11 protein-coding genes are annotated in these 14217 nt (G+C 60.0%); 6 read left to right on the forward strand and 5 right to left on the reverse strand.

Going from position 1 to position 14217, the window contains the following annotated elements; translation table 11 throughout:
* Positions 1–44 precede the first annotated feature (44 nt).
* Both J4E42_RS12195 and J4E42_RS12200 read right to left on the reverse strand, forming a co-directional pair.
* Complete coding sequence (locus J4E42_RS12195) at positions 45–356, reverse strand: cupin (protein ID WP_207285335.1); 312 nt, start codon at positions 354–356, stop codon at positions 45–47.
* A 34-nt stretch (positions 357–390) separates the two neighbouring features.
* Positions 391–1290 carry a LysR family transcriptional regulator gene (locus tag J4E42_RS12200; protein ID WP_207285336.1) on the reverse strand — a complete coding sequence of 300 codons (900 nt, stop codon included), beginning with the start codon at positions 1288–1290 and terminating at the stop codon, positions 391–393.
* A gap of 160 nt (positions 1291–1450) precedes the next feature.
* On the opposite strand from J4E42_RS12200, the gene J4E42_RS12205 reads away from it, so the two are divergent.
* Positions 1451–2200: an SDR family NAD(P)-dependent oxidoreductase gene (locus J4E42_RS12205; protein WP_207285337.1), complete on the forward strand. Its 750-nt coding sequence runs from the start codon at positions 1451–1453 to the stop codon at positions 2198–2200.
* 45 nt (positions 2201–2245) lie between these two features.
* Here J4E42_RS12205 and J4E42_RS12210 read toward each other — a convergent pair whose 3' ends face one another.
* Positions 2246–3442 (reverse strand): MFS transporter, encoded by a 1197-nt coding sequence (locus J4E42_RS12210; RefSeq protein WP_207285338.1) that lies wholly within the window; start codon positions 3440–3442, stop codon positions 2246–2248.
* 91 nt (positions 3443–3533) lie between these two features.
* On the opposite strand from J4E42_RS12210, the gene J4E42_RS12215 reads away from it, so the two are divergent.
* The gene (locus tag J4E42_RS12215) at positions 3534–4073 is read left to right on the forward strand and encodes a TetR/AcrR family transcriptional regulator (RefSeq protein WP_207285339.1); all 540 of its coding nucleotides are present in this window, start codon (positions 3534–3536) and stop codon (positions 4071–4073) included.
* A 248-nt stretch (positions 4074–4321) separates the two neighbouring features.
* A complete protein-coding gene (locus J4E42_RS12220) occupies positions 4322–7792 on the forward strand; it encodes a hybrid sensor histidine kinase/response regulator (protein WP_008031826.1) in 3471 nt (1156 codons plus the stop codon).
* 116 nt (positions 7793–7908) lie between these two features.
* Here the strand turns inward: J4E42_RS12220 and rmuC are convergent, their stop codons facing one another.
* Together rmuC and J4E42_RS12230 are read right to left on the reverse strand one after the other, a co-directional pair.
* Entirely contained in the window at positions 7909–9273 is a 1365-nt protein-coding gene (gene rmuC / locus J4E42_RS12225) for a DNA recombination protein RmuC (RefSeq protein WP_207285394.1), read from the reverse strand.
* A gap of 175 nt (positions 9274–9448) precedes the next feature.
* Positions 9449–9772: a sel1 repeat family protein gene (locus J4E42_RS12230; protein WP_032832831.1), complete on the reverse strand. Its 324-nt coding sequence runs from the start codon at positions 9770–9772 to the stop codon at positions 9449–9451.
* A gap of 997 nt (positions 9773–10769) precedes the next feature.
* Between J4E42_RS12230 and J4E42_RS12235 the strand changes: the two genes are divergently transcribed.
* From J4E42_RS12235 to J4E42_RS12245, 3 genes are all read left to right on the forward strand, one after another.
* Positions 10770–10994 carry a hypothetical protein gene (locus J4E42_RS12235; RefSeq protein WP_008031832.1) on the forward strand — a complete coding sequence of 75 codons (225 nt, stop codon included), beginning with the start codon at positions 10770–10772 and terminating at the stop codon, positions 10992–10994.
* A gap of 1295 nt (positions 10995–12289) precedes the next feature.
* Positions 12290–12772: a hypothetical protein gene (locus J4E42_RS12240; protein ID WP_008033583.1), complete on the forward strand. Its 483-nt coding sequence runs from the start codon at positions 12290–12292 to the stop codon at positions 12770–12772.
* A gap of 146 nt (positions 12773–12918) precedes the next feature.
* Positions 12919–14199 (forward strand): OmpP1/FadL family transporter, encoded by a 1281-nt coding sequence (locus tag J4E42_RS12245; RefSeq protein ID WP_008039174.1) that lies wholly within the window; start codon positions 12919–12921, stop codon positions 14197–14199.
* Positions 14200–14217 lie beyond the last annotated feature (18 nt).

The raw sequence follows: 14217 nt of genomic DNA on the forward strand, positions 1-14217 counted from the left end.
AACGGGTAATATCTCTAACTGTTATCTATTTTGTAGATATAGCATCAAACGCTGCCTTCCGATTCGATCACCAATATCCTCGCCACCCCCTGCGGATGCGCCACATGCTCGGTGCCCACCGAGGCGTAAAAGATATCGCCGACAGCCAACATCACCGCTTTCTCCTGGCCTGCTTCGCGATAGCGCATTTGCACCTGGCCATCGAGCACAACGAACACCTCCTCGCCATCATTCACATGCCACTTGTATGGCTGATCGGTCCAGTGCAGACGCGTGGTGATGCCGTTCATGTTGGCGATGTCCAGCGCTCCCCAGGCACGGTCAGCGGTGAAGGATTGGCTGCGAATGATCTTCATGGGCGGTCCGTCGAAAGAAATGGCGGTGCCAAGGCTAACCCAAACCGGCGAACAGCTGCGCCAGCCAATCGATAAATACCCGAACCCGGTTACTCAGGTGCCGGTTCGGCGGATACAACACGTGAAACGGATACCGGGGCGGGCGCCAGTCCTGAAGAATCGGCACCAGCTCGCCACGCTCGATGTGCGGTTGCACGGTGTAAGTGAACGTGTGGATCACCCCAAGACCCGCCAGCCCTGAGGCCAGATGGGCATTGCTCTCGTTGACACTGAAAGCTCCCTGCCCCCGAATCTCGAACTTTTCACCGTTGCGCTCGAATCGCGCCGGCATTACCCGCCCGGTACGCGCCGAGTGATAACTGACGATGCGATGATTTTTCTCAAGGTCTCGCGGGTCCATCGGAAAGCCAAAACGTTCGAGATAGCCGGGGGTGGCGCAAGTGGTCCATGACGACAGGCCCAGGGGTCGCGCAGCCATGGAGAGTTCGGTCAATGGCCCGCCGCGAATCACGCAATCGACGTTTTCGCTGATCAGGTCCACGGGCCGATCGCTGACACCCAACTCGACCTGGATGTCCGGGTATCGGGCATAGAAATCCGGCAATGCGGGGATGATCAGGATCGTCGCCACCGAGCCGCCGACATCGACGCGAATCCTGCCGCGCGGGTGGCCCTGGGCACTGGCGAAACTGTTGTCCAGATCGTCCAGCTCCACCATCAACTGCAAGGCGCGCTCGTAGTAAGCCATGCCATCCGCAGTCACCGTCAACCGGCGCGTGGTGCGCTGTAACAGCCGCGCACCGAGATGTTCTTCAAGCTCGGCCACCAGTTTGCTGACCGAGGTTTTTGGCATGTTCAGCGAGTCGGCGGCCCTGGTAAACGAACCGGCCTGCACGACGCGGGAGAAAACACGCATGGCCAACAGTTGATTCATGACAGACATCTCAAGGGACGAGCCTTGAGTATTGTCCACAACCATGTACAAACAAACCAGATTCAGGCGATTTTTCCGATGAATCCTCCGGCATAGAGTTTGTTCAACGGCGCACGACGGTGCCAGGAACTTCCTTAACGACTCAGCGGAGATTCACCTCATGAGCAACACACTCACAGGCAAGGTTGCACTGATCACAGGCGGCACCACCGGCATCGGCCTGGCATCGGCTCAAGCATTCGTCGACCAAGGCGCCACGGTGTTCATCACCGGCCGCCGCCAGGCCGAACTGGATGCCGCGGTCAGCAGCATTGGTCACAACGTCACCGGGATTCAGGGCGACGTCGCGAACCTTGCCGACCTGGACCGCATCTTCGACGTGATCAGGACCAAGGCCGGTACTCTGGACATCGTCTTTGCCAATGCGGGCGGTGGCGACATGTTGCCCCTCGGCGCGATTACCGAGGAACACTTCGACCGGATTTTCGGCGTCAACGTCAAAGGCCTGCTGTTCACCGTGCAGAAATCATTGCCGCTGCTCAAGGACGGCGGTTCGGTGATTCTCACCGCGTCCACGACCGCCACCAAAGGTACGGAAAACTTCAGCGTCTACAGCGCCAGCAAAGCGGCGGTGCGCAACTTTGCCCGCTCCTGGTTGCTGGATTTGAAAGCCCGCAGGATTCGCGTCAATGTCATCAGCCCCGGCCCGATTCACACGCCCGGCCTGACTGAACTTGCGCCAGCAGACCAGCAGCAGGGGTTGCTGGACTACCTCGCCAGCCAAGTGCCGATTGGCCGTCTTGGAACGCCATCGGAGGTGGGCAAAGCCGCGGTGTTCCTCGCCTCGGATAACAGCAGCTTCATCAATGGGATCGAGTTGTTCGTCGATGGCGGATTTGCACAGATTTGATCGCTGCACACAAAAACGCGGCGCCTTGAACGGCGCCGCGTTTTTTTATGGATGACCGGTCGCGCGGCACACTTCGGCAGACCGCGGCCGCATCAACGCCAGCAACGCACCGACCGACAGGACAATCAGCACGGCACCATAACCATCGGTGGTCGCCACCAGGCCAAACGTGCGCGTCAGGTTCCCCGCCAGCAACGACGGCAAGCAGAACGCCAGGTAACTGAGCACGTAATACGCCGACATCAACCCGGCCCGCTCATGGGGCTGCGCCAGCGGAACCAGACTGCGCACCGCGCCGAGGAAACCGGCGCCGAATCCGCAACCGGCCACCAGCGTGCCGAGGAAAAACAATGGCAGGCTGGCGCTGTGCACGCCCAGCAACAGCAACACGAGGCCGATGGGCAGTAACGTGCCGCCCAGCAACAGCCCCTTGGCGGCAGGCCGGTTGCGCAGGGTGAAGATCATCAGCGCGCCGGTCAGCGTCAATGCGGCGACTGCCGCTCCCCCCATCAGGTTCGAGGTGGAACCGGTGGCCGTGCGCAGCAACGAAGGGCCGAGCGAGGCATAAAAACCGCCGAGTGCCCAGGTCGCGATATTCAGCGGCAACACTCGCCACAAGGTCGAGCGAGCCTGGGTCGGCACATGCAGGGTCGGACGCAACGAGGCCCATGCCCCCGGTTGCGAACTGACGCTTTCCGGCAGGCGCCAGACATACAGCGCCTGCATCACAAACAGCGCGAACAACACCCAATAAGTGAGCTGCAGCGGCAGCGGCGCAAACTCGGCCAGCAAGCCGCACCCCACGGCGCCAACCGCCATGCCGAGCAGCGGCGCGACACTGTTGATCAGCGGCCCCTGCTGGCGATCGGTGTCCAGCAGCGCGGCGCTCAATACGGCGGTGGCCATCCCGGTCGCGAATCCCTGAAGCACCCGCGCGCCGATCAACCACGCCACACTGTCGGCATTGATAAACAGCAGCATCGCCAGCAGGTTCAGCAGGACGGAGCTGAAAATGACCGGCTTGCGTCCTAGGTAGTCCGAGAGTGAACCGACCGTCAGCAGCGCCACCAGCAGACTGATGGCGTAGATGCCGAAAATCACGGTCAAGGTTGCTGCCGAGAAATGCAGCTGCTCCTGATACAAGTGATACAACGGTGTCGGCGCCGTGGAAGCGGCGAGAAAACTCAGTAAAGTGATCGCCAGAAACCACAGGGTTGAACGGCTGGAAACAGAACTCGACATGCGCACACTCCGCAAAAGCTAACTTTTTGCTTTTGCGGAGTGTGCTACTCGTCTGCGCTTAAAGCAAATTCTTTGTGTTAAGGTCCGCTCCATGGCTATTAAAGAAGGTTTACGCCCCGGCGGCCGCAGCGCCCGGGTGCAAGAGTCGATTCATTCGGCAGTCCGTGCGCTCCTCGAAGAACAGGACCGCTCCACCGTGACCGTCCCGCAAATCGCGGCTCGCGCGGGGGTTACGCCGTCGACCATCTATCGGCGCTGGGGCGATCTGTCGGCGCTGCTGGCGGATGTCGCCCTGGCGCGCATGCAACCCGACAGCGAGCCTGCCAACACCGGCAGCCTGCGCGGGGATGTGCAGGCCTGGGCCGAGCAGTATCTGGACGAGATGAGCTCCGAACCTGGCCGCAACATGCTGCGCGATGTGCAATCGAGCCCGACGCCGGGCCTGTGTGTGACGATCATTGGCGGGCAGTTGCAGATGATTCTGGATCGTTATCCGGATCAGCCGAAACCGAGTGTTGATCGGCTGATCAATCTGATGGCGGCGCCTACTGTGTTTCGCATTCTGTTTTCGCCGGCGCCGCTCGAGGTTGAGGAGTTGCATCGGTTGATCGAGATTGCGTTCAGTCAGTGATGACGCCTTCGCGGGCAAGCCTCGCTCCCACAGGTTTGTGCTGACCGCATGATTTGGATACGACACAGAACCTGTGGGAGCGTGGCTTGCCCGCGAAAAGGCCAGCACAAGCACCTAAAATCTGACTGACGCTCCACCCTGCGACACCCCGCCACTCCACGACCTTGGTCGACACTGACTAACGCGGACGGTCGTGCGAGACTGTCTGTTCGGGCTGTCGTCCCGTGTGTCTTTTGTCTGGAGTTTCCATGTCGCTGTCCAGCGGGCTGATCGCCGCCGTCGCCCTGGCCTATATGGCCATCATGTTCGCCATCGCCTTCTACGGTGACCGTCGCAGCGCGCCGCTGCCGCCGCGAGTGCGCGCCTGGGTGTACAGCCTGTCGCTGGCGGTCTATTGCACCAGTTGGACGTTCTTCGGCGCCGTCGGCCAGGCCGCCGAACAACTCTGGTCGTTCCTGCCGATCTACCTTGGGCCTATCCTGCTGCTGGTCTGCGCGCCGTGGGTCCTGCAAAAAATGGTGATGATCAGCAAGCAGGAGAACATCACCTCCATTGCCGACTTCATCGCCGCCCGATACGGCAAATCCCAGTCACTGGCGATTGTCGTGGCGCTGATCTGCCTGGTCGGCGTACTGCCCTACATTGCGCTGCAACTCAAAGGCATCGTGCTCGGGGTGAACCTGTTGATCGGTGCCGGTGCCGACGCCATGGGCACCCGCGCCCAGGACACGGCGCTGATTGTGTCGCTGGTGCTGGCGCTGTTTACCATCGTCTTCGGTACGCGCAACCTCGACGCCACCGAACACCACCGCGGCATGGTGCTGGCGATTGCGTTCGAGTCCCTGGTCAAGCTGTTCGCGTTTCTCGCGGTGGGTGCGTTCGTGACCTACGGCTTGTACGACGGTTTCGACGACCTCTTCGACCAGGCCATGCTCGCCCCGCGCCTTGAAGCCTACTGGAAGGAAACCATCAACTGGCCATCGATGGTGGTGCAGACCGGCGTGGCGATGATGGCGATCATCTGCCTGCCCCGGCAGTTCCACGTGACCGTGGTGGAAAACATCGACCCGCAGGATTTGCGCCTGGCCAAGTGGGTGTTCCCGGCGTACCTCGCGTTGGCGGCATTGTTTGTCGTGCCGATCGCATTGGCCGGCCAGATGCTGCTGCCAAGTTCAGTGTTGCCGGATTCCTTTGTGATCAGCCTGCCTCTGGCCCAGGCCCATCCCGCACTGGCGATGCTGGCCTTTATCGGCGGTGCTTCGGCGGCGACCGGCATGGTGATTGTTGCCAGCGTGGCGCTGTCGACCATGGTCTCCAATGACATGCTGCTGCCGTGGCTGCTGCGCCGCAACAACGCCGAGCGGCCGTTCGAAGTGTTCCGCCAGTGGATGCTCTCGGTGCGCCGCGTCAGCATCGTGGTGATTTTGCTGCTGGCGTACGTCAGCTATCGACTGCTGGGCTCGACCGCGAGCCTGGCGACCATCGGCCAGATCGCCTTTGCCGCCGTGACCCAACTGGCCCCGGCCATGCTTGGCGCGCTGTACTGGAAACAGGCCAACCGCCGTGGCGTGTTCGCCGGCCTCGCCGCCGGTACGTTCCTGTGGTTTTACACGCTGATTCTGCCGATTGCCGCGCACAGCCTCGGCGTGTCGCTGAGCACGTTCCCCGGGCTGGCGTGGTTGCACAGCAATCCGCTGAACCTGCCGCTCACTCCGCTGACCCAAGGCGTGGTGTTGTCGCTGGCGGCCAACTTCACGCTGTTTGCCTGGGTGTCGGTGCTGTCACGTACAAGGGTTTCGGAGCACTGGCAGGCCGGGCGTTTCATCGGCCAGGAAATCAGTGCCCGCCCCAGCGCGCGTTCAATGCTGGCGGTGCAAATCGAAGATCTGCTGCAACTCGCGGCACGGTTTGTCGGTGAAGAACGCGCCCGTCAGAGTTTTATCCGTTTCGCCTACCGCCAGGGCAAAGGCTTCAACCCGAACCAGAACGCCGACAGCGAGTGGATCGCCCATACCGAACGTTTGCTGGCCGGTGTACTGGGTGCTTCTTCGACGCGGGCGGTGGTAAAAGCCGCCATCGAAGGTCGGGAAATGCAACTTGAGGACGTCGTGCGCATCGCCGACGAAGCCTCGGAAGTGCTGCAATTCAACCGCGCCTTGTTGCAAGGCGCGATCGAGAACATCACCCAGGGCATCAGCGTGGTCGACCAGTCGCTGCGACTGGTGGCGTGGAACCGGCGTTATCTGGAACTGTTCAATTACCCGGATGGCTTGATCAGCGTCGGTCGGCCGATTGCCGACATCATTCGCTACAACGCCGAGCGTGGTCTGTGCGGGCCGGGTGAAGCTGAAGTGCACGTCGCACGCCGATTGCACTGGATGCGTCAGGGCCGTGCCCACACCTCTGAAAGACTTTTCCCCAATGGCCGTGTGATCGAGCTGATCGGCAACCCGATGCCGGGCGGCGGTTTCGTCATGAGCTTCACCGACATCACCGCGTTCCGCGAGGCCGAGCAGGCGCTGACCGAAGCCAACGAAGGCCTGGAGCGACGGGTCACCGAGCGCACCCACGAGCTGTCGCAACTCAACGTGGCCCTGACCGAAGCCAAGGGCACCGCCGAGTCGGCCAACCAGTCGAAGACCCGCTTTCTCGCAGCGGTCAGCCACGACCTGATGCAACCGCTGAACGCCGCCCGACTGTTTTCTGCAGCCCTGTCCCATCAGGACGATGGCTTGTCCAGCGAAGCGCAGAAACTGGTTCATCACCTGGATTCATCACTGCGCTCGGCCGAAGACCTGATCAGCGATTTGCTGGACATTTCCCGCCTGGAAAACGGCAAGATCAACCCGGAGCCGAAACCGTTCGTGCTCAATGAGCTGTTCGATATTCTTGGCGCGGAATTCAAGGCGCTGGCCCGGGACCAGGGGCTCAAATTCCGCGTTCGCGGCAGTACGCTGCGGGTCGACAGTGACATCAAACTGTTGCGGCGGATCTTGCAGAACTTCCTGACCAACGCCTTTCGCTACGCCAAGGGGCCAGTGCTTTTAGGGGTTCGCCGGCACAAGGGTGAACTGTGCCTGGAGGTCTGGGACCGTGGTCCGGGGATCCCGGAAGACAAACTGAAAGTGATTTTCGAGGAGTTCAAACGCCTCGACAGCCACCAGACCCGTGCCGAGAAAGGCCTGGGCTTGGGCCTGGCGATTGCTGACGGGCTGTGTCGCGTTCTGGGCCACACCTTGCAAGTGCGTTCCTGGCCGGGGCGCGGCAGCGTGTTCAGCGTCAGCGTGCCGTTGGCTCAGGCGCAAATCGCGGCGCCGGCCAACGTCACCGAACTTAACGGCAAACTCCTGAGCGGTGCGCAGGTGCTGTGCATCGACAACGAGGACAGCATCCTTATAGGCATGAACAGTTTGCTGACCCGCTGGGGTTGTCAGGTCTGGACAGCGCGCAATCGTGACGAATGCGCGGCGTTGCTCAGCGATGGCGTACGTCCGCAATTGGCGCTGGTGGATTATCACCTGGACGATGGCGAGACCGGGACCGAGTTGATGGCGTGGCTGCGCACCCGTTTGGGCGAGCCGGTGCCCGGCGTGGTGATCAGCGCTGATGGGCACCCCGAGACAGTGGCGCAGGTGCATGCAGCGGGGTTGGATTACCTGGCCAAACCGGTGAAACCGGCGGCGTTGCGGGCGTTGTTGAGTCGGCATTTGCCGTTGTAGATCGGCAGGTTTTTAGTGATGTGGTGTTTTGACGGACGCCATCGCCGGCAAGCCGGCTCCTACAGTCTAGAACTCGGTCGAATGTAGGAGCTGGCTTGCCGGCGATGCTTTTGAGGTTACTCGGGCAACTCGACCAGGCCATCGACATCCGTCATCGCCCGCTCCAACAGGTCCGCCGGCAGACTCTTGCTGGCCCGCGCGCCGAGCAACTTGAGCTGTTCGCTGCGGCTGACCAGGTTGCCACGGCCTTCCGTCAGCTTGTTGCGCGCTGAGCTGTAGGCCTTGTCCAGTTGCTGCAAGCGATTGCCTACTTCATCCAGGTCCTGAATGAACAACACGAACTTGTCGTACAGCCACCCTGCCCGCTCGGCAATTTCACGGGCGTTCTGACTCTGCCGCTCCTGCTTCCACAGGCTGTCGATGACACGCAGGGTGGCCAGTAACGTGGTCGGGCTGACGATCACGATGTTGCGGTCGAACGCTTCCTGAAACAGCGTTGGCTCCGCCTGTAACGCCGCGGAAAACGCCGCTTCGATGGGCACGAACAGCAAGACGAAATCCAGGCTGTGCAAGCCGTCGAGCCGTTTGTAATCCTTGCCGGCCAGACCTTTGACGTGGTTGCGCAGCGACAGCACGTGCTGCTTGATGGCGATCTGGCCGATGGCATCGTCTTCGGCCGCCACGTATTGCTGATAGGCCGTCAGGCTGACCTTGGAGTCGACCACCACCTGTTTGTCGCCCGGCAGATAAATGATCACGTCCGGCTGGAACCGCTCGCCATCCGGGCCCTTGAGATTGACCTGGGTCTGATACTCGCGGCCCTTCTCCAGACCGGCGTGCTCAAGCACCCGCTCGAGAATCAGCTCACCCCAGTTACCCTGGGTCTTCTGCCCTTTCAAGGCGCGGGTCAGGTTGGTCGCTTCGTCGCTCAGGCGCAGGTTCAGCTGTTGCAGACGCTCCAGCTCCTTGGCCAGCGAAAAGCGTTCGCGCGCCTCGGCCTGATAGCTTTCCTCGACGCGTTTTTCAAACGACTGGATGCGCTCTTTCAACGGATCGAGCAACTGCCCCAAACGCTGCTGACTGGTTTCGGCGAAGCGCTGCTCGCGCTCGTCGAAGATCTTGCCGGCCAGCTCGGCGAACTGGGCACGCAGCTCGTCCCGCGAGCCTTGCAGGTCACTGAGACGCTGCTGATGGCTTTCCTGTTGCTCACGCAGCTCGGCATTCAGCGAGGCGGCTTGAGCGTCCAGGCGGCGCAACTCAACGTCTTTGCCGGCGCGCTCAATGTTCCAGGCATGAGCGGCGTCGCGGGCGTCATCACGTTCGATCTGCAGCAGTTCGACTTCACGGCGCAAGGCGGCGAGGTCTGCCTGCTTGGTGGCGTTGGCCTGCCCCAGGTCAGCGATTTCGTCGCGAGCAGCTTCGAGCTGGGCATTCAGCCCGTCCTGTGCCAGGTTGGCCATGGCCAGACGCTCTTCCAGCAATGCAACCTCTGACTGCGAGGTGCTCGCACGGCGCTGAAGTTGCCAGGCCAATGCCAGCAACGGCAGTGCAGCACCCGCCAGACCGAGCAATATGCTGGTCAAGTCCATCGCCATAGCCAATCCTGCCCGTTCGATAAAGCTTGAAGGTTAACCAAGGTGTCAGGTCTTGGACAGCTCAGTCTTCGATCAGACCGAGTTCCTGTTGAGCGCGCCGATCCCCGGCCCGCGCGGCCTGACGCAAGAGGTCCTGGCCGATACGGCGGTCCCGGGCATTCCCGCACTCGCGGCACATCAACTGACCGAGACGGCTCTGCGCGGCCACCACGCCTTCACGCGCCGGCTGCTTGAGCAAACGCCCGGCGAAATGTTTGACGTTGTGGTTTTCGCCCAGGCGCGGGCTGTCCAGCAGCCATTCGGCCACACGCATCGAAAAGCGCTTGGGTGGGGTGACGCTGGTAGGTGTCGAGGTTGCGGGAGCTGGTACTGAGCGAAACTTCATAAAGCACTGTGGGGCAGATCGGAAGGCGCGCCACTCTACTCTTTTTTTCTTACAGGTAAAGCCTAAAAAAACCCGGCACGCCCGTCCTAGAGCAAGCGCTCGGGACAATCCACAGAAGCTGTGGATAACTCAGTGGACAACCGCCCTTGAACTCTCGCAAAGCCCTGTGGAATGGGGCTCGCAGTCAAACTGACGATTTTTTCACCAGTAAAAAAAACCGATGTTTTTCATTGACTTAAATTTTGGTTACAGGCACCCACTACGTTTGAAGGGCAGATGACAGTGGGGTGACAGTCCGCGCAACTTATGTGCACAAGTACCTTCGAGGCAGTTATATCCATGCGCTTTTTCGGCGCATTTTCTCACCTGGCTTGGGGATAAACCCTGGCGAACCCATGATCCAGACCGGTTTCGAACCGACGAACGTCGACGACCGATGGTCGGAATCTGTGCCATTACGGGGCGAAACCGGCGCTATCTGGCTGTGGGTAAGCGCCAGTCCGCACACGAATGGCGGCATCCGGGAGATGTTTTTGACTAACACACTTCCTTTCTGCAATTCAATCCGTTAGTATCCGCGGCGTTAGTACCAAGCTGAAAGTCAATTCTGGTCGAACAAATCCTCCCGGTCAGCCTTCCCAAAGGAAGCCTCAACCGAACAAGCGGGATCGACCACCTCGATGGTTTCCAGGTAAACCTTGCGCCAACACAGCCTTTGAATCGAAAGCAAAGGGTGTTGCGAAGCTCACTTACTCTGACCGAACCAGCCTGCAAATTGATCAGGATCTTCACCCCGGGCCCAGAACCTTTGCCCTTGATGTGTTGCCTGCCCTCCTAAGTACCTACCTGCCAGCCCAAGCGCGCCAACTTAATCAGCGCTTCAAACTGGCTGCTTTGTTCCAGTCGGGTTCTTCGTTCGACCAATGGTGGTCGTCGTCACTGGAACGTTTTAATTTTGCACGGTTCTTATCCGTGTCGCTTGTAGGAACACCCATTAATGACTACTCAAATCCACACCCAGGATGCCATTCGCACCCTAACCAACGCTTTTGCACCAATGAACTGCCTGATCATGGCCGCTCGCAAAGGCTGCTTCAGTTTCACTCTGGTCAACGAACACGGCATCGCTCGTCACAGCGAACGCCTGTACCCCGATCAATACTCCAGCGCCGAGCCGCTGCAGGCCGTGATCGAGCGTACCCGTCAGGCACTGGTTGCCTGAGACGCCAGAAACGCTGAAAACCTCAAAAGCCTCGCCTTGAAAAGCGGGGCTTTTTATTGCCTGTTGTTTCGTGTGCGGCCGTTTCTGGGCGTTTGGGACTGGGCTAGGTGTACATATCCGATTCTTCGGTAACGGCGACTATTGGTTTCGCTCTTACAGCGAGTCACTTTGGAAAAGCCCCAAAGTAACCAAAGGGCTCTTGCCCCTTTCGTTCGGTGCCTCGCCTAGGCTCGGCATGCCCTCGCTCCGGCCCTGCTCCGTGGGCCCGCCGCCATCGGCCATCCATGGCCGGGGGCGGCTAACCCGGCATCCATGCCGGGTTGCCCACTGCGCAGAACCTCCACTCGGCCTCTCGAGGGGGCGCTCAGATCAAAAGCGGAAGGCGAGCTAACGCTCGGCCTGATGAGTGGTGGAAATCAAAAGCGTATGGGATTCCCTGTAGGAGCCGGCTTGCCGGCGAAAATCGTCTGGACAACGCGTTCATTCAGACAGCCCGCGTTATCGTTGACGTCCATCGCCAGCAAGCTGGCTCCTACAAGGGAAATGCAGATGTGTTTGGATAAATACGATCAACTGTAGGAGCCGGCTTGCTGGCGATAGCGGTGGGTCAGTCAACGCATTTATCGCCTGAAAGGACGCCATCGCCAGCAAGCCGGCTCCTACAGGGGAGCGGTATACATATCCGGAATGAGTGAACGCATCAGAGAAGGACAACGCGGACATCTAAAGAACCAGGTCGGCTTTCAGGCCGCCTCGGCGGCTGTGGCGGTAGTCGCCCCCTCGAGAGGCCGAGTGGAGGTTCTGCGCAGTGGGCAACCCGGCATGGATGCCGGGTTAGCCGCGCACGGCCAGGGATGGCCGATCGCGGCGGGCCCACGGAGCAGGACCGGAGCGAGGGCATGGCGAGCATTAGCGAGCCACCGAACGAAAGGGGCAAGAGCGCTTTGGTTACTTTCGCGCTTTTCGAAAGTGACTCGCTGTAAAAGCGAAACCAATAGCAGCCGTTACCCCAAGAATGGATATGCACCCAAACAAAAGAACACCCGCCCCCCCCCTAAAAAACGGGTCTTTTTATTGCCCGATATTTCCCTTTTCGCAGCCGCCGCGTAAGCACTAACCGATATAACAGTTATAACTGTCCGCCAGAAATATTTTAAAAACAGACCTTTACAGCGCGAATATGACACTACACTTCAACTCAAGCGGCTTGAACCGCTTACGGCGAGCCTGAGTCGATCCACCCGCTGCCAACGCTAAGTTCAGGACTCGCCGACCACTTCTTGTTCGAGGGTTTTATGGGTATCGCTGCCAGCGAACTGTGCCGTTATGTGATCCGTCCGACACTGATCTACCTGGGACGCCATAGCGCGACCGCCGAATCCCTGCTGCTGGGCATCGCCGCCAGTCAGTCAGCCCTTGGTTCCGCCCTGCATGACCGCCGTGGACACGGCTTGTACCGAATCGCCGAACCCCGCCACCAGGCACTCTGGGACCATTACCTGGCACTTGATCCGGAACGCGCGAGCCTGGTGCGCGGACTGGCCAGCCAGCATGCGTTCCTCAGCGGCCCACACCTCGAATTGACCGTAAACCTGCGTTACGCCACAGCCATCGCCTGGCTGCTGGTCGAAGAACAGAACACCCCCCTCCCCGAAGCAGACGACTTGCTGGGAATGGCCCGAATCTGGCGCCAGACCTTCCAACCCCAAGGACGCCTGAGAGATTTCACCTACGCCTGGCAAACCTGTGTATCACCGTTGAATCAAGTCGCCTGCTGAACCCCTCGCTCAACAAGATCGCCCAACAGGTCGCGATTTTGGTCGGATTGTCCTACAAAACCGCTCTAAATCAAGCAATACAGCCTATAGCGCTGGGACGAAAATGTTGGTAATTTTCGCCCCGGTGATCACCAGGAGTTCTAATAATGAAAAAAGTAATGCTCAAAACCACCCTTAGCCTCGCCGTTGCCTTGGCATCCACCCAAATCTTCGCAAGTGGTTTTGCCCTCAACGAACAAAGCATCAGTGGGATGGGCACTGGTTTTGCCGGGCGATCTTCTGCTGCCGACGACGCATCCACCGTTTTTGGCAACCCTGCCGGTATGTCTCGCCTCAAGCGCGAACAAGTGACCGGTGGTGTTGCATTTATCGACGCGCACGCTGACATCAGCGATGCAAGCTCCCGCCCGAATAGTGGTACCAACAAAGGTGACATGGTCCCTTTCATGGGCGTACCCATGGGCTACTACGTAAAGCCAATCGATGACCAGTGGGCTGTCGGTTTCGGCGTCTACGCACCATTCGGCCTGGTGACCGACTACGAGAACGGCTTCGCCGGCAAATACTTCGGCAGCAAGAGCGAAGTCACGATCGTCACCCTGCAGCCAACTGTCAGCTACGCCTTCAACGACAAGGTGTCCATCGGTTTCGGTCCGACCATCAACCGCATCGACGGCAAGCTGGAATCGAACCTGTCGCTGAACCCGCAGGCAGCGGACGGTACCGTCAAGATCAAGGGTGACGACACCGCTATCGGCTACAACATCGGCATCATGGTTCAAGCCCTCGAAAGCACTCGCCTCGGCCTGACCTATCACTCGAAAGTGAAGTACAAGCTGGACGGTGACACCAAGGTTAACTACGGCGTGCTCGCGGCGCTGGGCCAGAACCCGAACCAGAAGTTCGACGCTTCGCTGGACATCACCACGCCTGAGTCCGTGGACTTCTCGGTTACTCATCAGCTAGACGACAAGTGGACCCTCTACGCAGGCAGCACCTGGACTCGCTGGAGCCGCCTGAAAGAAATCACCGTCGAGAACGAAGGCGTTCCTGCCGCTCTGGCAGCGCGCGGCCTTCGCACGATCACTGAAGAGCAGAACTGGCACGACACCTGGGCTCACGCCATCGGTGCTTCCTATCAGTTGAACAAGCAATGGGTGCTGCGTACCGGTCTGTCCGTCGACCAGGCGCCGACCAACAACGAAAACCGTTCCCCGCGCATTCCGACTGGCGATCGCAAGATCTTCAGCCTGGGCGCTGGCTGGAGCCCGACCGACGACCTGACCATCGACGTAGCGTATTCGTACCTGCGCGAAGAGTCGGTCAAGGTCAACAACAGCAACGGTGCTCCTCGCAACCAGACCTACAACGCCAAGTATGAAAACTGGGCGAACGGTTTCGGCATTGGTGCGACCTACCGCTTCTGATGTGATTCACGGCGAGCC

The sequence above is a fragment of the Pseudomonas sp. FW300-N2A2 genome, from assembly GCF_017351735.1.
Taxonomy (GTDB): domain Bacteria; phylum Pseudomonadota; class Gammaproteobacteria; order Pseudomonadales; family Pseudomonadaceae; genus Aquipseudomonas; species Aquipseudomonas migulae.

Coding starts and splice junctions, on each gene's coding strand:
- J4E42_RS12195 (WP_207285335.1), bottom strand. CDS start 356: ATGAAGATCATTCGCAGCCAATCCTTCACCGCTGACCGTGCCTGGGGA.
- J4E42_RS12200 (WP_207285336.1), bottom strand. CDS start 1,290: ATGAATCAACTGTTGGCCATGCGTGTTTTCTCCCGCGTCGTGCAGGCC.
- J4E42_RS12205 (WP_207285337.1), top strand. CDS start 1,451: ATGAGCAACACACTCACAGGCAAGGTTGCACTGATCACAGGCGGCACC.
- J4E42_RS12210 (WP_207285338.1), bottom strand. CDS start 3,442: ATGTCGAGTTCTGTTTCCAGCCGTTCAACCCTGTGGTTTCTGGCGATC.
- J4E42_RS12215 (WP_207285339.1), top strand. CDS start 3,534: ATGGCTATTAAAGAAGGTTTACGCCCCGGCGGCCGCAGCGCCCGGGTG.
- J4E42_RS12220 (WP_008031826.1), top strand. CDS start 4,322: ATGTCGCTGTCCAGCGGGCTGATCGCCGCCGTCGCCCTGGCCTATATG.
- J4E42_RS12230 (WP_032832831.1), bottom strand. CDS start 9,772: ATGAAGTTTCGCTCAGTACCAGCTCCCGCAACCTCGACACCTACCAGC.
- J4E42_RS12235 (WP_008031832.1), top strand. CDS start 10,770: ATGACTACTCAAATCCACACCCAGGATGCCATTCGCACCCTAACCAAC.
- J4E42_RS12240 (WP_008033583.1), top strand. CDS start 12,290: ATGGGTATCGCTGCCAGCGAACTGTGCCGTTATGTGATCCGTCCGACA.
- J4E42_RS12245 (WP_008039174.1), top strand. CDS start 12,919: ATGAAAAAAGTAATGCTCAAAACCACCCTTAGCCTCGCCGTTGCCTTG.